16 protein-coding genes and 3 tRNA genes are annotated in these 18212 nt (G+C 34.8%); 11 read left to right on the forward strand and 8 right to left on the reverse strand.

Going from position 1 to position 18212, the window contains the following annotated elements:
* Nucleotides 1-178: 178 nt before the first annotated feature.
* From CLU81_RS04480 to CLU81_RS04490, 3 genes are all read right to left on the reverse strand, one after another.
* A tRNA-Arg gene (locus CLU81_RS04480) sits at nucleotides 179-252 on the reverse strand.
* Between the two features lie 32 nt (nucleotides 253-284).
* Nucleotides 285-359: transfer RNA gene (locus CLU81_RS04485), tRNA-Pro, on the reverse strand.
* A 144-nt stretch (nucleotides 360-503) separates the two neighbouring features.
* A tRNA-Ser gene (locus tag CLU81_RS04490) sits at nucleotides 504-587 on the reverse strand.
* Nucleotides 588-826: 239 nt separating this feature from the next.
* Between CLU81_RS04490 and CLU81_RS04495 the strand changes: the two genes are divergently transcribed.
* The 4 genes from CLU81_RS04495 (at nucleotide 827) to CLU81_RS04510 (ending at nucleotide 3914) form a co-directional block, all read left to right on the forward strand.
* Nucleotides 827-2005, forward strand: coding sequence for an acetyl-CoA C-acyltransferase (locus CLU81_RS04495; RefSeq protein WP_099708726.1), 1179 nt, complete (start codon nucleotides 827-829; stop codon nucleotides 2003-2005).
* A gap of 69 nt (nucleotides 2006-2074) precedes the next feature.
* The gene (locus CLU81_RS04500) at nucleotides 2075-2836 is read left to right on the forward strand and encodes a C40 family peptidase (RefSeq protein ID WP_099708727.1); all 762 of its coding nucleotides are present in this window, start codon (nucleotides 2075-2077) and stop codon (nucleotides 2834-2836) included.
* A gap of 110 nt (nucleotides 2837-2946) precedes the next feature.
* Nucleotides 2947-3447 carry an antitoxin Xre/MbcA/ParS toxin-binding domain-containing protein gene (locus CLU81_RS04505; RefSeq protein WP_099708728.1) on the forward strand — a complete coding sequence of 167 codons (501 nt, stop codon included), beginning with the start codon at nucleotides 2947-2949 and terminating at the stop codon, nucleotides 3445-3447.
* The gene (locus CLU81_RS04510; RefSeq protein WP_099708729.1) at nucleotides 3447-3914 is read left to right on the forward strand and encodes an RES family NAD+ phosphorylase; all 468 of its coding nucleotides are present in this window, start codon (nucleotides 3447-3449) and stop codon (nucleotides 3912-3914) included. Before CLU81_RS04505 ends, CLU81_RS04510 begins: the two co-directional genes overlap by 1 nt.
* Nucleotides 3915-4022: 108 nt before the next feature.
* Here CLU81_RS04510 and CLU81_RS04515 read toward each other — a convergent pair whose 3' ends face one another.
* Entirely contained in the window at nucleotides 4023-4868 is an 846-nt protein-coding gene (locus CLU81_RS04515) for an AraC family transcriptional regulator (protein WP_099708730.1), read from the reverse strand.
* 118 nt (nucleotides 4869-4986) lie between these two features.
* Between CLU81_RS04515 and CLU81_RS04520 the strand changes: the two genes are divergently transcribed.
* The 5 genes from CLU81_RS04520 to CLU81_RS04540 all read left to right on the forward strand — a co-directional run bounded on the left by CLU81_RS04520 (nucleotide 4987) and on the right by CLU81_RS04540 (nucleotide 8886).
* Entirely contained in the window at nucleotides 4987-5973 is a 987-nt protein-coding gene (locus CLU81_RS04520; protein WP_099708731.1) for an aldo/keto reductase, read from the forward strand.
* 462 nt (nucleotides 5974-6435) lie between these two features.
* Nucleotides 6436-7035, forward strand: a complete 600-nt coding sequence (locus CLU81_RS04525) for an NAD(P)H-dependent oxidoreductase (RefSeq protein ID WP_099708732.1) — start codon at nucleotides 6436-6438, stop codon at nucleotides 7033-7035.
* Between the two features lie 19 nt (nucleotides 7036-7054).
* Nucleotides 7055-7333: a putative quinol monooxygenase gene (locus CLU81_RS04530; protein WP_099708733.1), complete on the forward strand. Its 279-nt coding sequence runs from the start codon at nucleotides 7055-7057 to the stop codon at nucleotides 7331-7333.
* Between the two features lie 10 nt (nucleotides 7334-7343).
* Entirely contained in the window at nucleotides 7344-8321 is a 978-nt protein-coding gene (locus CLU81_RS04535) for a zinc-dependent alcohol dehydrogenase family protein (RefSeq protein WP_099708734.1), read from the forward strand.
* 94 nt (nucleotides 8322-8415) lie between these two features.
* Nucleotides 8416-8886, forward strand: a complete 471-nt coding sequence (locus tag CLU81_RS04540; RefSeq protein ID WP_099708735.1) for a DUF3291 domain-containing protein — start codon at nucleotides 8416-8418, stop codon at nucleotides 8884-8886.
* A gap of 106 nt (nucleotides 8887-8992) precedes the next feature.
* Here the strand turns inward: CLU81_RS04540 and CLU81_RS04545 are convergent, their stop codons facing one another.
* Nucleotides 8993-12676, reverse strand: a complete 3684-nt coding sequence (locus CLU81_RS04545; protein WP_099708736.1) for a PKD domain-containing protein — start codon at nucleotides 12674-12676, stop codon at nucleotides 8993-8995.
* Between the two features lie 265 nt (nucleotides 12677-12941).
* Complete coding sequence (locus CLU81_RS04550) at nucleotides 12942-13649, reverse strand: trans-aconitate 2-methyltransferase (RefSeq protein ID WP_099708737.1); 708 nt, start codon at nucleotides 13647-13649, stop codon at nucleotides 12942-12944.
* Between the two features lie 216 nt (nucleotides 13650-13865).
* Between CLU81_RS04550 and CLU81_RS04555 the strand changes: the two genes are divergently transcribed.
* Nucleotides 13866-14747 (forward strand): LysR family transcriptional regulator, encoded by an 882-nt coding sequence (locus CLU81_RS04555; protein ID WP_099708738.1) that lies wholly within the window; start codon nucleotides 13866-13868, stop codon nucleotides 14745-14747.
* A 534-nt stretch (nucleotides 14748-15281) separates the two neighbouring features.
* Nucleotides 15282-16559 (forward strand): DUF2130 domain-containing protein, encoded by a 1278-nt coding sequence (locus CLU81_RS04560; protein WP_099708739.1) that lies wholly within the window; start codon nucleotides 15282-15284, stop codon nucleotides 16557-16559.
* A gap of 252 nt (nucleotides 16560-16811) precedes the next feature.
* On the opposite strand, the gene CLU81_RS04565 is transcribed toward CLU81_RS04560, so the two are convergent.
* Nucleotides 16812-17237: an META domain-containing protein gene (locus CLU81_RS04565; protein ID WP_099708740.1), complete on the reverse strand. Its 426-nt coding sequence runs from the start codon at nucleotides 17235-17237 to the stop codon at nucleotides 16812-16814.
* A 104-nt stretch (nucleotides 17238-17341) separates the two neighbouring features.
* Complete coding sequence (locus CLU81_RS04570) at nucleotides 17342-18028, reverse strand: META domain-containing protein (RefSeq protein WP_233209660.1); 687 nt, start codon at nucleotides 18026-18028, stop codon at nucleotides 17342-17344.
* Nucleotides 18029-18212: the final 184 nt, after the last annotated feature.

The raw sequence follows: 18212 nt of genomic DNA on the forward strand, positions 1-18212 counted from the left end.
ATTTATTTTAAAACTTAACCTTCTGACCGTCCCAATTGAAAATCGGGATGCTCTATCCAGCTGAGCTATGCGTCCTTATTATTTTTAAACTTTATACAAAGTTAGAATTCTATCTAACTAAACTCTTTGACCATGCGAATTAAAACAAAAAAGCCACTCGTTTGAATGGCTTTTGATGTGAACGCAGAAGGATTCGAACCTTCGACCGCCTGCTTAGAAGGCAGGTGCTCTATCCAGCTGAGCTATGCGTCCATTTGTTTTAAAACTTTATGGCAAAGTTTTTGTCGGGGTGGCAGGATTCGAACCTGCGGCCTCCTGCTCCCAAAGCAGGCGCGATAACCGGGCTACGCTACACCCCGAGCTTTAGCTATAGATTCGTATCTGTGCTCTTCCCGATTTTAATCGGGACACGATAACCGGGCTACACTATACCCCGAAAATTCTATCTGTGCTTTTGACACGATAATCGAATTTCTTCAATACCCAATAAGCAAATTATTATGCGGAGAGACAGGGACTCGAACCCTGGCGACGATTACTCGTCGACAGATTAGCAATCTGCTCCATTACCGCTCTGGCACCTCTCCAAGCTCAAGAAACGTGTTCTGTTTTGCGGTTGCAAATGTAAGACAACATTCCATATCTCACAACTATTTCAGCGCTTTTTTTTCACTTTTTTCAATCTTTTTTTTAAACCACTTAACAATCAAACAAATAGAATTAACAAAAATTTGATATTAAATTTAAAATCCAATCGAATTGCCCCAAAATTTGAATTTATTCAAATAAAGAGTAAATTTGCTTGATTAACTAATATTAACAGAAAATGAACAAAAGAGTTGTTATCGTTTCTGCCGTTAGAACACCTATCGGAAGTTTCATGGGAGGTTTATCTACCGTACCCGCACCAAAATTAGGTGCTGCCGCTATAAAAGGAGCACTACAAAAAATTAACCTTGACCCAAAATTAGTTGATGAAGTATTCATGGGGAATGTGGTTCAAGCCGGAGTTGGACAAGCTCCAGCACGTCAGGCTGCACTTTTCGCCGGTCTATCTAATGAGGTTGCTGCAACAACAGTAAACAAAGTTTGCGCTTCAGGAATGAAAGCTGTTATGTTTGCTGCACAGGCAATCGCTTGTGGCGATGCTGAGATTGTAGTGGCTGGAGGAATGGAAAACATGAGTTTGATTCCGCACTACGTACAAATGCGTAACGGAAACAAATTTGGTCCTGCAACAATGCTTGACGGAATGCAAAAAGATGGTTTGACAGATGCTTACGATAACAACGCAATGGGAGTTTGCGCTGACTTATGTGCAACTGAATACAACATTAGCCGTGAAGAACAAGACAATTTTGCTATTCAATCTTACGAAAGAAGTGCAAAAGCTTGGGATGCAGGAAAATTCGACAACGAAATTGTTCCTGTAGAAGTTCCGCAGAGACGTGGCGAACCAGTTATTGTTTCTAAAGACGAGGAATACACTAATGTCAAATTAGACAAAATCCCTTCTTTAAGCGCTGTTTTTACAAAAGACGGAACCGTTACAGCCGCAAACGCATCAACAATCAATGATGGAGCTGCAGCTTTGGTTTTAATGTCTGAAGAAAAAGCAATCGCATTAGGATTAAAACCTCTAGCCTACATAAAAGGTTATGCAGATGCTGCTCAAGAACCAAAATGGTTTACTACGAGTCCTGCAAAAGCATTACCAAAAGCTTTAGACAAAGCCGGAATTGCAATTGGCGATGTTGATTATTTCGAATTCAACGAAGCATTTGCCGTTGTTGGATTAGCCAATTCAAAAATCCTTGGTCTTGATAACGATAAAGTAAACGTAAATGGTGGTGCAGTTTCTTTAGGACATCCTCTTGGATGTTCAGGAGCAAGAATCATTGTAACTTTACTTAATGTTTTAGAACAAAACAATGCTAAAACCGGAGCTGCTGCAATTTGCAATGGTGGTGGTGGAGCATCAGCAATTGTTATCGAAAGAGCTTAAACAATATATGTTAGGAGTTATTTTTAAACGAAATAACTCCTAATTTTTTCAACTAATAAATTACCCTAAATGTTCGGAATTTGCAATCTAGCCATAGTACCCGTTCGATCTGAGCCAAGTGACAGAAGTGAAATCGTTACACAACTTTTGTTTGGTGAACACATCGAGATTTTAGAACGCCAAAATCAATGGGCCCGAATAAAAATACAATTCGATGACTACGAAGGTTGGGTAGATTCTAAACAATATCAAATTATCTCAGAAGCAAATTACAAGCAATTGAGCAATGACGCCATTATTCTTAATGCCGATTTGATTGATTATATCAGTGCGCCTGAAAATTTATTATTACCGATTCCGCTTGGTGCATCTTTATCATTTTTGAATAATAGCGAAATCAACACTGCAAACTTTGATTTCGAAGGCACAAAAACAAGTGGCATAAAACCTAAAAGCGCAATAGTAAATACCGCTTTTATGTATTTGAACGCACCTTATCTTTGGGGCGGAAAAACACCTTTTGGAATTGATTGTTCGGGTTTAACCCAAATGGTTTACAAACTAAACGGATACAAAATTCACCGTGACGCTTCACAACAAGCCCTTGAAGGCGAACCTTTAAGCTTTATTGAAGAAAGCGAAGCAGGAGATTTAGCCTTTTTTGACAATGCCGAAGGAAACATCATTCACGTAGGTATTATAATGGACAATAACTACATCATTCACGCAAGTGGAAAAGTACGCATTGACCGTTTAGACCATTTAGGAATCTATAATCCGGAACTCAACAAACACACCCATAATTTGCGCGTAATCAAGAAGATTATTTAATTCTTTTTCTAAGATTTTAAAAAATATTACGCTTGGCTTTGTTAATTTTTAAATAAACTATTTAACTAGACAGCAAAATTGTTGTACATTTACAACAAATCAGTTGTATCATGGCAAAAATAGCACCAAAAACAAAACCTTTTGACACTCAAAGAAGCATTGATAATGCCTCTGGAAAAGTCATATCTATCAGAAAGTCTACACTTTATTCTGGCGGAAAGGAATACAGTTGGAGTAATAAATTGGAGCGCGTAGGAGTTATCAGATCTGGTATTCCTTACGATTCAATCGAAGAAATTAGCCGACGATTGAACAATCCTGTAAAATCAGTTTTAGCCATTGTAGGTATTCCTCAAACTACTTACAACAAGAAAAAAAGCGAACATTTATTACTAGATAGCCGAGATAGCGAACTTGTAATTCTCATAAACGAATTAATAGATTATGGTTTAGAGGTTTTTAACCATGAAGAAGAAAAATTTCAGAGATGGCTAAAAAAACCAAACCTTTCTATTGGCGGAAGCACGCCTGAGAATATGCTCGATACGATGACAGGAATCAATGAGGTAAAATTTAGCCTTAACAGATTAGAATTCGGAAATCTGGCGTAATGATAGTATTTAGAATCGAAAGAGAAAAATACCTCACCACTACCCTAACCGGAATTGGAGCTTCAATGACCGAAGGTTATCGCTGGAATAGTCTGAACACGCGAATAGTTTATACAGCTGACAGCAGAGCTTTGGCTACACTTGAAGTTTCTGTACATTTAGATCTTAGCGAAGACTTACCTTCTGATCGTTTTTATGTAGAAATTGAAATTCCGGACGATGTCTTAATTCAGGAAGTGAACATAAAAGACCTACCGGATATTTGGAATTCAAAACCACCATCTTTAATAACCCAAACGATTGGTGATGATTTTGTATATTATAACGAAACCGCAATACTAAAAGTTCCAAGTAGCATTGTACCTCAGGAATTTAATTATCTGATCAATCCAAATCATGAAGATGCTTCAAGAATTAAAGTTTTAAGCACCAAAAGGATGATTTTTGATTCCAGATTTAAACACTAATTGCACTAATTTACACAGATTTTTTTGCCACTGATTAAAGGATTAAAAAGGATTTTTAAATCTGTGAAATCTGTGGCAAAAAAAATCCACATCATCCGCGTGCAATTATCATGCACTAATTCTTATTACTTTCCTAAACTCAGATGGACTATTCCCTCTTTGTTTCTTAAAGAATTTATTAAAGTGACTTTCATCCGTAAAACCAAATTCATACGCAATTTCGTTAATACGTTTATCACTAAACTGCAAGCGATGTTCGATCAGTTTTGTTTTGTAATTACTGATATATTGCTGCATCGTTTCATTAGCATGTTTCTTGAAATAACGTCCTAAATACGTATTCGAGATTCCGAAATAATCACTGATAGATTCCGCTTTAATTCTTTCAGGATAATAAATATTGTTCTGAATATATTGCAAAATATCCATCGCTTTGGCTTCACAACCAATGTTTACCTGTTCAGGTAAATACTTGGCAATATTTCTGGCAACCACAATAATCAAAGTATTCACCAATTGCTGAATCAATTCTTTATTATAAACATCTTTATCCTGATGTTCGCGAATAATTGCTTCAACCATAACTTTTACCAGACATTTATCAGCATGATTTTTCAAAATACAACCTGGCTGATGATTTGCATTTTGCAGAATATATTCTAAACGCTGAATATTCTCATTCTGCAAACTCGAATTCTTCAAATAAATATCATTAAACCTCAAAAAGAAAAACTCCGTTTTGGTCTCAATTGTAAAATTATGACAATCCTCAGGCGTCAATAAAAACAAATGTCCCGCATCATATTCAAAAATATTTTTGTTGATACATTGCCTTCCCGTTCCGCCTAAAATATAAACCAATTCAAAGAAATTATGACGATCACCAACATCCGGATATTCGTCCAGCGTTTCGAAAGAAACCGTAAAAGGCTCGTATAAATTTTCTTTTTTCATAATGCACTTTATTAATTCGGCTACAAATTTACATAAAAAAGACAAATATATACAACTTAAAAGTCTTAAAAATGGTATAATTTTGCCAAACAATTTTTAAGCATTAAAACATAAGATTATGGAATATAGAAAATTAGGCAATACTGAACTTGAATTATCAACTATTACATACGGTGCATTTGCCATTGGCGGAAACATGTGGGGCGGAAACGAAAAGAAAGATTCAATCGACTCCATTCACGCATCAATCGATCACGGCGTAACCACAATCGACACCGCTCCATTCTACGGATTTGGATTAAGCGAAGAAATGATTGGCGAAGCTTTAAAATCAAAAGATCGTTCAAAAGTTCAATTATTAACCAAATTTGGTTTAGTTTGGGACGGAAGCAATCAAGGCAAAGGAGAATTCTTTTTTGATGCCGAAGACAACGGAAAAAAAATCCCGGTATACAAATACGCATCAAAAAGCAATATCATTAAAGAAGTCGAAGAAAGCTTAAAACGCCTTCAAACAGATTATATCGACCTATTACAAATTCACTGGCCAGACGCTACAACTCCAATTCACGAAACAATGGAAGCGCTTGAGACCTTGATTCAGCAAGGAAAAATCAAAGCAGCCGGAGTTAGCAATTATAGTATCGAACAAATTAAAGAAGCACAAAAAACAATACAATTAGCCTCAAATCAAGTTCCTTTTAGCATGTTAAATCAGGCAATTCAAACTGATTTAGTTCCGCTTACAATTGCAGAAAACATTGGAATCATTGCTTACAGCCCAATGGAAAGAGGTTTATTAACCGGAAAATATTTCACCGACAGTAAACTAAAAGACAACGATCACAGAAACGGATATTTCGGTCAGTTTGATCTTCAAAAAGTAAAAACTTTAGTCGAAGAATTAAGTTCATTAGCAAACGCAAAACACATTTCGATTTCACAATTAGTATTGCGTTGGACAACTTTACAAAAAGGAATCACCATAGTTTTAGCCGGAGCAAGAAACGCAGAACAAGCAATTTCAAACGCAAAAACATTAGATTTTGATTTATCTGTTTCTGAATTAGATTTCATTAATCAGGCAATTTCAAAATTAAAATAATATTTAAACACATAGAAACATAGCTTTAGCAATCCAAAAAAGGCGTTTCACTTGCATTAACAAACATAGTTTACGCAATATTGTCATTTCGACGAAGGAGAAATCTCCACGAGAAACTCTACAAAGATTGGCAATTCACTATGCGGAGCTACTTGCGAAGATTTACTTCGTCTGTTCGCTATCGCTCGGGTCTCCTTCGTCGAAATGACAAACTTTGAGAACTATGCGTTAGAAACTAGTTTCTTTCAATTCCCTTTTCAGAAAAGAAAAATCTATGTTTCTATGTGTTTAAAAATTATGCTCAATAAATTAAAATAATAAAAATAATTTGGGTGTGACCCGCAGAAAAAGCGGGTCGGGCTATTCGTTACAATCTTTTTAATAAATAGAAAAAATTTATAAAAAAGGATTTTCACTTCTATCCCTCACACAAACTCACGAATACATAAGAACATTACAATTATGAAGAAAATATTTATCATCAACGGAAGTCAAAATTTTGCACATTCAGGTGGAAAATTCAATGAAACCGTTACCGATTGGACAATCGAGTACTTAAAAAGCAAAAACTACGAAATTAAAACAACTGATATCAAGCAAGATTTCGACTTAGATCTAGAAGTAGAAAAATTCGTTTGGGCAGATGCAGTGATTTATCACACACCAGTTTGGTGGTTTCAATTGCCAAACCTTTTCAAAAAATACATCGACGACGTTTTTACTGCCGGACACCAAAAAGGAATTTACAAAAGCGACGGAAGAAGCAGAGTAAATCCTGACATCAATTACGGAACTGGCGGAATGTTACACGGCCGTAAATATATGCTAACCACAAGTTGGAATGCGCCTGCAACAGCTTTTACACTTCCGGGAGAATTCTTCGAAGAAACATCTGTAGATGACGGAGCTATGTTTGGTTTCCATAAAATGAATAAATTTGTAGGTATGGAAAAACTGGACGGTTTCCACTTTCATGACGTTGAAAAAGGTGCAACTGCCGAAAACATTAGCATTTTTAAGGAAAATTACACAAAACACTTAGAAAAAACTTTTAACTTTTAACCTTTAAATTTTCACAATTATGATCTCAATTACAGCAATTTTTAAAAGTAAAACCGAAAATATAGAACAAGTTCAAGGCATGTTAAATCATTTGGTTACCGAAACCAGAAAAGAAGATGCTTGTGTTCGTTACGATCTTCACCATAGTGATAATGTTTTTATTATTTGGGAAGAATGGAAAGATCAACCAGGTCTTGATATCCATAATAATCAACCGTATTTACTTGATTTTGTTGACAAAAGCGAAAGTTTAGTCGCTGCACCAATTCAGGTTTATAAAACAGTACAAATACTATAATCTGAAAACAATGAGAGCACTATTAACTAATACTTACGAATCTGAATTTGTAAGCACCGAAATCGAAAAACCAACTCCTAAAAAAGGAGAAGTTTTAGTAAAAATACACGCAAGTGGCGTAAACCCAATCGATAACAAAATCAGACTTGGACTTTCGCCTTATGCATCACCGGTTTTGCCTGCCGTTTTAGGAACTGATCTTGCTGGAGTAATCGAAGCAATTGGCGAAGGCGTTACAGAATTTAAAGTTGGTAACGAAGTTTACGGACTTGCCGGAGGTGTTTTAGGACTTCAGGGAACTCTAGCCGAATATACTGCTGTCGACGCTGATTTATTGGCTATAAAACCAAAAAACTTAACCATGAAAGAAGCTGCCGGAGTTCCGCTGGTATTGCTTACCGCTTGGGAAGGTTTAATCGATAGAGCCAAAGTACAAAAAGGCGACAAAGTTCTGGTTCATGCAGGAGCCGGAGGTGTTGGTCATATGGTGGTTCAGCTTGCCAAAAATCTTGGTGCCGAAGTTTACGCAACAGTTTCTGAACAAAAAGCAGATTTTGTAAAATCATTTGGAGCAACTCCAATTGATAAAAATACTCCAGTTGAAGATTACGTAAATCAATACACAGACGGAAACGGTTTTGATGTAATTTATGATACACTTGGCGGACAATCTTTTGATGATTCCTTGAAAGCCATTCGTCATTACGGTCAAATCGCAAGTTGTTATGCCTTTGGAACACATACTCTTGCAACAAGTTCACTCCGTTCTGCAAGTATTCATGGCGTTTTTGTGCTTCATCCAATGATTGGTAATGAAAGAAGAAAACATCATGGTGATATCCTGAAACAAACTACAAAACTAATTGAAGAAGGAAAATTAAAACCAATTATCGATTCAAGAAAATTCACTCTGGACAATGCCATGGAAGCGCATAAAGCTGTAAGTGATGGTTCTGCGGTTGGAAAAATTGTTGTTGATATAATTTAATTTCAAAATTCTAATCTTTTTGTGATATTCATTTAGTTTATAAATAATTAATTCAAAAAGTATTAATTTGGCTGATATTCAAAACCATACAAATATGAGTCATTATCATCTTGCCGAAATTAATATTGCCAAAATGAAAGGAGTCGATATCAACGATCCAATCATGAAGGAATTCACAGATAATTTAGACCTCATCAATACTTTAGCCGAAAATAGCGATGGATTTGTCTGGAGATTAAAAGACGACAGCTATAATGCAACAAATCTGAATCCGTATAATGATGAGCAGATAATTGTAAATGTTTCCGTTTGGGAGAATATCGAAACTCTGGAACATTATATGTACAAAACGTTTCACAGTGATTTTTTGAAACGCCGTAAAGAATGGTTTCTCAAATTTGGAAAAGCTCATACTGCTATGTGGTGGATTCCAAAAGGACATATTCCGACTCTTGAAGAAGCTGTCGAGAAATTAGATTATTTACAGAAAAACGGAGTTTCGGAATTGGTATTTGATCTCAGAAATAAATTCCCGGCACCAGAATTAAAAAACGCCTCAAAATAGAATAATTGCTTTCTAAAATATATTTCAAGCAATATTCAACATTATAAAATGCAAAAAGAGACTGAATCTTTAATAGACACAGTCTCTTTTTTTATAAATTAAAAAATTACTTCTTTATTATTTTCTGATTATAAGTCTTCTTGCTTGAAGAAGTTATATTTAGAAAATAAACTCCTTTTGCTTTTCCTGCCAAATTAATAGATTTATCAGCATTATTTTCTCCGGAAAAAGTTTCTGTATAAATCATTTTTCCTTCGACATTATGAACCGTAACTGTATAATCATCGGTAGAAGTTGGTATCATAAAATTAAATACATTACTGGAAGGATTTGGATATACCTGGACTCCCGTCAAACTATTCGGCTTTTTAGGTTTAGCTACAGCTAAATTAGATCCGTTATCAATTTTTAAATTATCAAACCAAATTCTGGTTCCATATCCTGAGGTGTTTTTTATTTTAATCAAGACATTCTTTTGATTTTTCACCATACTCAAATCAACTTTTTCTGCTCTCCAATCAGAATCTTTAGTCGGAATCCAATCGTTAGTTTCATTCGCTCCCGTTGTTGCAGGATCATCCTGAATTGCAGGAGAAACCGTTTGCAGTTGTATTTGATTTTTAGAATAAACATTTGTCCAAGTTACACCACAATCAGATGATACCGTAATATCTATATGATCAGGAGCCGGAGTTGGATCAAATGCATTAAGATATTGTGTATAAGCCAGATCAAAATATAAATATGGCGTTGCAGAAGTAGAAAAATCCATTGCTTTCAAAATTAATTCATCTACTAAACCAGTTGGATTATCGGCATTATTAATAATCATACAAGACAAATCACCTTTACCGGCATCAGAACGTTTTTCCCATGTTATAGCATCTTTATCCGGATTAATAATCTCCCAATCCTGAACAGGAAAACTTCCTTCGAAATTTTCTAAAAATGGAATACTGTTTTTAGCTTTTATAACCACTACACCCGTTTTTTGCATAACAGATCCCGTTCCATAAGAATTTGAAGCTGTCAAAGTCACATTATAAGTTCCCGGACTATCATAAATTACATTAGGTGTTTTACTTGTAGAAGTTGCCGGCGTACCACCCGGAAAAGACCACGCCCAAGAAGTTGGTTCTCCTGTTGAGCTATCATTAAACCCAATTGGCAAATCGCTGCATAATCGATCACTTTTTATTACAAATTCTGAAAATGGCGGTTCTTTACTATCAAAAGTAAATTTCAGATTATCAATCCAGATTCTTGAACCATATCCCGAAGTGTTTTTAAACTTAAATAAAACATTCGATGAACCTTTAAAATCTAACAATATTATGCGTTCTGTTCTCCATTGTGAATCTGAAGTTGGAACCCAATTATTAGGATCTGTACTCACAAATGTTTCTAATTCAGTATGCGTTTTTAAACAAACACTTTGCCAGGTAAGACCACAATCTTTTGAAGCCAGAATTTCAAGAACATCAGGACTTGAAGCATCAAATTTGGCGTAAGCAACATCGAATGAAAAATCAGTTATTCCAACAGATAAATCAACAGGTTTCAGGATAATTTCGTCTATAGCGCCAACTTTATCATTATCAGCATTATTCATAACCATACAAGACGAGGAATTATGACCAACGCCAATTCGTTTCTCCCATGTTAATTTGTTATCAGGATTGATAATTTCCCATTCAGCAGGAGGAAAAGAATTTTCAAAACCTTCCGTATAAGAAACCTTGTCAGGATCTGTAACCGTAATAAAATTATTTTTAGAAAGCGTAGTTCCTGTTCCGTTTGCGTTTGTTGTAGTAAGTGTGGCTGCAAAATGACCTGGTGAATTGTAAACTACAATTGGATTTTTCTCTGTAGAAGTTGCTGGCGTACCTCCGGGAAAAGACCAAGCCCAAGAAGTAGGATTTCCTGTTGAAACATCAAGAAAAGGAACTGTAATAGTACTGCATCGCGTTCCTCTAACTGCCGAAGTAAAATCAGAAATCGGAGTAATAGCCTGCGTAATTGCAACGTTTACATTATCAATCCAAATTCTTGTTCCATAACCCGACACATTTGCAAACCGAATAGAAACATTGCTATTTCCCTGATAAGCGCTAAGATCTACAACTTCTTTTCTCCAGTTAGCATCTGTAACAGGCACCCAATTGTTTGCCAAAGCTGTAGGAACTTCTGTAGTTTGCAAAACGATATGCGTTTTAGAATAAACATCATTCCATGTAAGTCCGCAATCTGTAGAAACCTGCACTTTTAAAACATCCGGACTTGCATCATCAAATTTCGTGTAAGCAACATCAAAAAATAACTGACTATTTTGTCCCGCTGTAAAATCAAGATAAGGCAATCTGATATAATCCAGCGAACCTACAACGGCATTATCTGCATTGTTCATAATCATGCATGAACTATCATTGTGTCCTACATTTTTTCGTTTTTCCCAAGTTAATCCATTATCAGGATTTGTAATTTCCCATCCTAATGGAGGAAAAGCGCCCGTAAAACTTTCAACTAAATTTGCAGTCGATTTTTGATCTACTTCGATATAATTAAATACTTGTTTTGTATTTGTTCCGAGAGAATTCGTTACTTCCAAAGTCACTTTGTATTTTCCTGAAGCATTATAAGCAACAACAGGATTTAAATCTGTAGACGTTGCTGGAATACCACCTTCAAAAGTCCATACTCTCGAAGTTGGCAATCCTAAAGAAATATCTTTAAAAGAAATAGTTTTCCCGGAACAAATAGCCGTTGTATTACTGTTGAAATTAGCTACCGGAGCAGTTTCAATTACCCCAACCGAACTAAGATTACTTTGCTGCCATAAAACTCCTCTTGGATATTTGGCAACAGACATATCATCTAACCAATACGTCATCGCATTCGTCTGATCTCTGGTGTACATATTCTGACAATCGGTATTATAATCCATGTGATTTTCTGCATTTGGATACACACCGCAGCTATTCAGCACTTTTCTGGCGCAACCTTCAGCTACTTTAGTTGGCGGAGTATCAGCCATTCCATCATTTACAGGATCGCAATCGTCCTGAAAAGTATGTTTTAATCCAAAATAATGACCAAATTCATGCGTCATTACTTTTGCAAAAGTCGTACTTGCATTAGAACCGCACGTGCTCCCAATATACCTGTGATTGTAGGCAACACGCGGAATCGCATCCTGAATTGGCAAAAATGCATGTCCGGAACCAACAGATCCTTGCCCCGTATTTGGCTCATCGACAACCAAGACATCCAGATAATAGCGGTTGTTTTTACCATACCATATATAATCATAAATTTTAGCATCATAACCATCAACTACATGAGCCTCAGGATGCCAATCTAAACCGGCAAGTTCCAATGGATTTCCATCCGGATCAACAGTCGCAAGCACAAACTGAATATTCATTTTACTTTTAACAGCATCAAAACGAGGATCAGTCATTGCATACTCCGGAAACAAACCGTTAAAATCTTTGTTTATCGTAAGCAATGCATCATCAATTCTGCATTTCATTTGTTCTTTAGTAAAGACATTATTGATATTCGTTCCATCTGCGAGAATATGAAACACTACCGGAATAATGTAAGGTGTTGTTGCTGACCTCTTTGTATTGCTTTTCTTCCAGGTTTTAATCTTGGAAAGTGATTTTACAAAAGCAGCTTCTTCCTTTTGGGATAATTGAGTTCCGCATCCAATTGGATTTTGTTTTTGCCCAAAGGACACGAGAAATTGCAGCAGAAATACTGCTGTAAAAAAGTAGTTTTTTTTCAAAATAATAGGTTTTTTGTTAGTTGTTTATTCAAAAAATATTACAAAAAAATCAATTCAAAAAAAGCTTTAAAAGCACTTCTCTGCTTAATTATATTTTATAATATATTTTTTATAAAAATATTTAATCACCACACAACTAATCGATATTATCTTATTGTAAAACAATTGTATATTAACTACTTTACTCAATCTAAAAAACAAAAAAAGCTGTCCTTTTGAGACAGCTTTTCTTAAAAATACAATAATTTAAAAGGAATCAAAAAAGCTATTTGATTCCGCCAAAAGCACCAAAACACATATTCTTGTGCAAAATTTCGACGCTTCTAAAACCAATCTTTTTCATCAAATCCAATTGGTAATTCATAGATCTTGGCGAATCTTCTTTCTCTACATAATCCAAAACTTTCTGACGATATTCTGCACCGCCAATTCCTTCTAAATAATCGCCATAACGCTGCCAAGTATACTCGTTTAACAATTCAGTATCCTGAGTAATTAAGTCAGAAATCATAAAACATCCGCCTGGTTTTAACAATTTGAATATCTTAGTAAAAGTCGTTTCCCAATCCTGATCATCACGTAAATGATGCAAAACTGCTCCAGCCAAAATAATATCAAAATCGTTTTCAGGTAAATCTATTGCTCTAATATCACCGTGTTTTATTTCTACATTTCCATTGGTTTCTTTTGAAACTCTATCAAAAGCACGATCCAACATTGGCAAACTCAAATCGACCAAAGTGCAATTCAAATTCGGAACTTTCGAAAGCATTTTTAACGTATAATTTCCGGCGCCACATCCAATATCTAAAACATTAACCGCATTTGGAACAATTCTTTTAGAAGCTTCCGTAATTAATTCTAAAGAAATTGTAGCGTCGATTGTCGCGACTTGTCCCGTTTCTAAATTTGAAAATCGTTCGACATCATTGTCAAATCGTTCTCTGATTTCTTCAATAGTTGATTTTTTCATAGCTTTTTGTTTTTTTTGGTTTCACGCAGATTTTAAAAAGATTAAAGCTGATTTAAAATGATCTTTTATTTTCAAATCGGCACAATTAAAAATAAATCTGTAGAATCTGCATAAATCTTTAAAATCTGCGTGAAACAATTTTTTATCAAAACTATCACTTTGATATATACTTCAAAAATACTTATTTTGTCAATTATTAATACTTAATAAGTATTTATGGAATTACGTCATTTGAAATATTTTTTGGCTGTAGCCGAAGAATTAAACTTTACCAAAGCTGCCGAAAAACTATTTATTTCGCAACCGCCTTTAAGCCGACAAATTATCGAATTGGAAGAAGAAATTCAGGCGAAGCTTTTCATCCGAAACAATAAAAAAGTAGCACTTACAGAAGCAGGAAAATATTTCGAAAAAGAAGTAAAAGAACTTTTTCAGAATCTGGAACGCATTTCCGTGAAAACGAAAAAAATAGCCGAAAATGTTTCCGGCGAATTCCGAATCGCTTATATAAGTTCGATTTATTCGGCTGTAATTTCAGAATTAATAAAACATCTGAAAGAACAATTTCCATATGTAAATTTCAAATTATTCGAAGTTTCAACAACCAAACAAATCGACGCTTTAGAACAAGGGAAAATCGAATTAGGAATTATTCGTTCTCCGATAAAATCTCCCAAAATAAAATCGCAATTATGGTTTCAGGACGGATTTTCGGTTGTTTACAATAAAAGCCTGATTCAGATTAATTCCGAAAAAGAAATCCCGAATCTAAAAGAGGAAACTTTTGTGTTTTTCAACAAAGATTATGCACCACATTATCATGAAGTTTTACTGGAACTTTGTGCATTTTATGGCTTTACGCCAAAGGTAGTTCACGAAGCAAACAATATCAATTCGATCGTTCAATTGGTCAAAAACGGATTAGGGATTTCGATTGTTCCATCAAACATTGCCAAGAACAATCAAGATTCTGAAATTGGTTTTATCGAATTAAAAAAAGTCAATTTGTTTACGGATGTTTCACTAATAACTTCAAAAGAAGACGATTCTGAAATTACGAAATCTGCTGTTGCTTTTTTATTGAATTTTAAGAAGTGAAGCTACTATGAATTATTTGAAACGATGGAAATCCGTAAAAAATAGTTCTTATAAGTGCTTAAATTGCATGCTTTAAAAATAATCTCGCAAAGTCGCAGAGACGCAAAGTTTTTTTTTAAGTACTTATTGATTACTGTTTGTCATTTCGAGGAACGAGAAATCCTCGTGAGTAGCTCGACAAAGTTTAGACTCACGTTGTGGAGTTTCTTGCGAGGATTTCTCCTCCGTCGAAATGACAAATAGTACGGATAATCAATAATTACAAAAAACGTTATGGCACTTCAATATATTTTTTAAAGCCACAGATTAAATGATTAAAATGATTAAAAAAATCTGCTCAATCTGCAAAATCTGCGTGAAACAAAAAAACTTTGCGTCTCTGCGACTTTGCGAGATTAAAATAAAATAAAAACTAAAAAAACCATTCGCATTAACACAAAACAATTCGTGAAAATTCGAGGAATTCGTGGCAAAAAAACCTCAATTTTTAAATACCTTAGCAAATTATAATTCTACTCAATAAAATAAATAAAAATGGCAGAGCAATCTTCAATTCAGTGCCCAAACTGCGGAACAACTATCGATGTAAATGATATTTTAAAGCATCAGTTAGAAGATAGTATCCGTAAAGAATATCAACAAAAGGCAAATGCTCAAGCCAAAGAATTAGAACTTAAAAACGAGCAATTCGAAAGAGCAAAAACCGAATTTGAAGCCAAAAAGAAGCAGGAAAATGAACTTTTTGCAGAACGCTTAGAACGCGAGAAAAAAACAGCTGAAAAAGAGATTACCGAAAAAGTAAAAAATAAACTCGCCGAAGAAAATAAAGATCGTTTGCTTGCGATGGAAAAAGAACTTTCTGAGAAATCAGAGAAACTTCGCGAACTCAATAAAATGGAAGGTGAAATTGCTAAACTTCAGCGTGAAAAACTGGAAATGAAAGAAGCTATCGAAGCCGAAGCTCAAAAGCAACTTAATGCAACTTTAGTTTTGGAACGTGATAAAATCCGAAAACAGGAAGAAGAAAAAAACGAGCTAAAAATCAAAGAATATCAAAAACAATCAGACGATCAAAAGAAACTGATTGAGGAAATGAAACGCAAGCAGGAACAAGGTTCTATGCAGCTTCAGGGCGAAGTAATGGAATTGGCGATTGAGGAATGGCTGGCAAATAACTTTCCTTTAGATACTATTGATGAAATTAAAAAAGGCGCAAATGGTGCGGATTGTCTTCAAATTGTAAATACGCGCGAATTGCAAAATTGTGGTTCTATTTATTACGAAAGTAAACGTACAAAAGCTTTTCAACCCGCTTGGATTGAGAAGTTTAAAAATGACATTAGAACCAAAAGAGCCAATATTGGTGTTTTAGTAACTGAAGTTATGCCTGCCGGAATGGACCGAATGGGAATGCGTGATGGAATCTGGATTTGTACTTATGAAGAATTTAAAGGTTTAAGTGCCGTTTTACGTCAGTCTTTAATTCAGGTAAGTCAGGCGGTTCAGGCGCAGGAAAACAAAGGCGATAAAATGTCGATGTTGTATGATTTCTTAACAAGCAACGAATTCCGTTTGCAAATCGAAGGTATTGTTGAAGGTTTTACACAAATGCAAAGCGATCTTGATTCTGAGAAAAGAGCGATGCAACGTATCTGGAAACAACGTGAAAAACAAATCGAAAAGGTAATTCACAATACATTAGGAATGTACGGTTCTATTCGCGGTATTGCCGGAAATGCTGTTCAGACTGTTCGTGCTTTGGAACTGGATTTTGTTGATGAAGAAAAAGATATAACGGAGGAATTGGAATAGCGATGTGAGATGGTACGCGGATTTTACGGATTCGCTATCGCGAAAACGCGGATTTTTACGGATTTTTTTTATTAATCAATCTTGTCATTTCGACGGAGGAGAAATCACACGCGGGATTCTACAAAGATTGACGATTTTGATTACGGAGCTTCTAGTGTGATTTCTCCTTCGTCGAAATGAAAAAAAAAGAATTAACCCATAAAAAAAGGCTTCGAAATCAATCGAAGCCTTTTTATTTTTATGTTGCTTTAATTAACCTTTTTTGAAAGACATCGTCAATCCAAATTGATTTGAAAGCATCAGCTTATTATTCTCTACTGAATAACCTGAAGTTGTTTTTAACAATTGCGAAAACTCACCTTCTTTTTTTGCATCGCATTTTTTAGTTTCTGAAGTAAAATTCAAAAACTGAATTTGTCCTGCTCCTTTCGAAAATAAATTTCCTTTAATAGCATTACATCCTGTAGATCCTGAGAATGTTGACGGACTCATTACAATTTTTGGCAAGACTGAAAAATCCTTTTCAGTAACAACTTTCCCATTTAGATTTTCTAAAATCCAGGTTTGTTGTATTTTCTTTTCAATCGAATTTGCATCTGTAGTTGCACTTGCATTCTTAGTTGATTTGCAGCTGTAAGCTAATGAAACTGCAATAAATAACATTAAAATCTTTTTCATGTAAAATAACTTTTTATAAGTATTATTATACAAAAATATTTCAACTGTAATGCACAATGGTACACGTCAGGCTATTTTTAAAACAGATTAAGACATTTCAAAAATTAATCTACTTTTCTAAGAACCAAAAGTTTTCCTGAAAGATTAGAAAGTGTTAATCTATTGTTTCCAATATTATAAGTAGTTGTACTTTGAAGCGCTGTAACAAATTCACCTTCTTTATTACCTGGCGCACAAGCCATCAATGTCGAAATTACATTAGAAAATCTCAATAGATCTTTCTCATAAAAAATTGTTCCACCTATAGAATTACAACCTCCAAATCCCATAAATTTATTATCGGCAGCATGGATTTCAATTCTTGGCAATTCTCTTTGAAAATCAGTAAGAGCAACTTTTTTTCCGTTTAATTCCTCCAAAACCCAAATGTCATGCAAGCGGTAATCTGTAATATATTTTCCACAGCCATTTAAGGTTTTATTGTTAATTTCTACCTTAACTGTATAAGGTGATTTCTCGCCTGACATTGAATCTTGACAGTCAAATTGCTGAATCGTAACTGTGGCAGTCGTTTTTCCGTTGTCAAGTCTATACATTTTTACATTAGCATCCATCGCTCTGATAGGTTCAACAGATTTAAAACTAACAGACTCCATTCCTTCAATCAATGATGTAAAAACAGTTTTGTCCTTCCCTATTTTCAATCCCCAAAATGGTTCATTTCCAGTAGCTTTAAAATAAACTGTTAGATCTTCTTCGTCTGAAGTTGCTTTAGAAGTTGTTTCTTTCATGTTCGAATTTTTAACTGCGACTGACTTGCAACTTAACACAACAGTTGTTAAGACACATAGTAAAAGTACTTTTTTCATATTATATATTTTTTATTATGCCTTCCCACTAGAAAAAACTGAGCCAAAAATTGTCAAGCCTCATTTTTTATGATTTTTTTAGGTCAAATTCATTATAAATTTAAGA

It is taken from the genome of Flavobacterium sp. 9, assembly GCF_002754195.1.
Classification (GTDB): domain Bacteria; phylum Bacteroidota; class Bacteroidia; order Flavobacteriales; family Flavobacteriaceae; genus Flavobacterium.

Excerpts from the sequence above, each read along its gene's own strand:
- CLU81_RS04505 (WP_099708728.1), top strand. The coding sequence starts at position 2,947 with ATGGCAAAAATAGCACCAAAAACAAAACCTTTTGACACTCAAAGAAGC.
- CLU81_RS04520 (WP_099708731.1), top strand. The coding sequence starts at position 4,987 with ATGGAATATAGAAAATTAGGCAATACTGAACTTGAATTATCAACTATT.
- CLU81_RS04560 (WP_099708739.1), top strand. The coding sequence starts at position 15,282 with ATGGCAGAGCAATCTTCAATTCAGTGCCCAAACTGCGGAACAACTATC.
- CLU81_RS04515 (WP_099708730.1), bottom strand. The coding sequence starts at position 4,868 with ATGAAAAAAGAAAATTTATACGAGCCTTTTACGGTTTCTTTCGAAACG.
- CLU81_RS04550 (WP_099708737.1), bottom strand. The coding sequence starts at position 13,649 with ATGAAAAAATCAACTATTGAAGAAATCAGAGAACGATTTGACAATGAT.
- CLU81_RS04555 (WP_099708738.1), top strand. The coding sequence starts at position 13,866 with ATGGAATTACGTCATTTGAAATATTTTTTGGCTGTAGCCGAAGAATTA.
- CLU81_RS04530 (WP_099708733.1), top strand. The coding sequence starts at position 7,055 with ATGATCTCAATTACAGCAATTTTTAAAAGTAAAACCGAAAATATAGAA.
- CLU81_RS04570 (WP_233209660.1), bottom strand. The coding sequence starts at position 18,028 with ATGAAAGAAACAACTTCTAAAGCAACTTCAGACGAAGAAGATCTAACA.
- CLU81_RS04510 (WP_099708729.1), top strand. The coding sequence starts at position 3,447 with ATGATAGTATTTAGAATCGAAAGAGAAAAATACCTCACCACTACCCTA.
- CLU81_RS04540 (WP_099708735.1), top strand. The coding sequence starts at position 8,416 with ATGAGTCATTATCATCTTGCCGAAATTAATATTGCCAAAATGAAAGGA.
- CLU81_RS04565 (WP_099708740.1), bottom strand. The coding sequence starts at position 17,237 with ATGAAAAAGATTTTAATGTTATTTATTGCAGTTTCATTAGCTTACAGC.
- CLU81_RS04500 (WP_099708727.1), top strand. The coding sequence starts at position 2,075 with ATGTTCGGAATTTGCAATCTAGCCATAGTACCCGTTCGATCTGAGCCA.
- CLU81_RS04495 (WP_099708726.1), top strand. The coding sequence starts at position 827 with ATGAACAAAAGAGTTGTTATCGTTTCTGCCGTTAGAACACCTATCGGA.
- CLU81_RS04525 (WP_099708732.1), top strand. The coding sequence starts at position 6,436 with ATGAAGAAAATATTTATCATCAACGGAAGTCAAAATTTTGCACATTCA.
- CLU81_RS04535 (WP_099708734.1), top strand. The coding sequence starts at position 7,344 with ATGAGAGCACTATTAACTAATACTTACGAATCTGAATTTGTAAGCACC.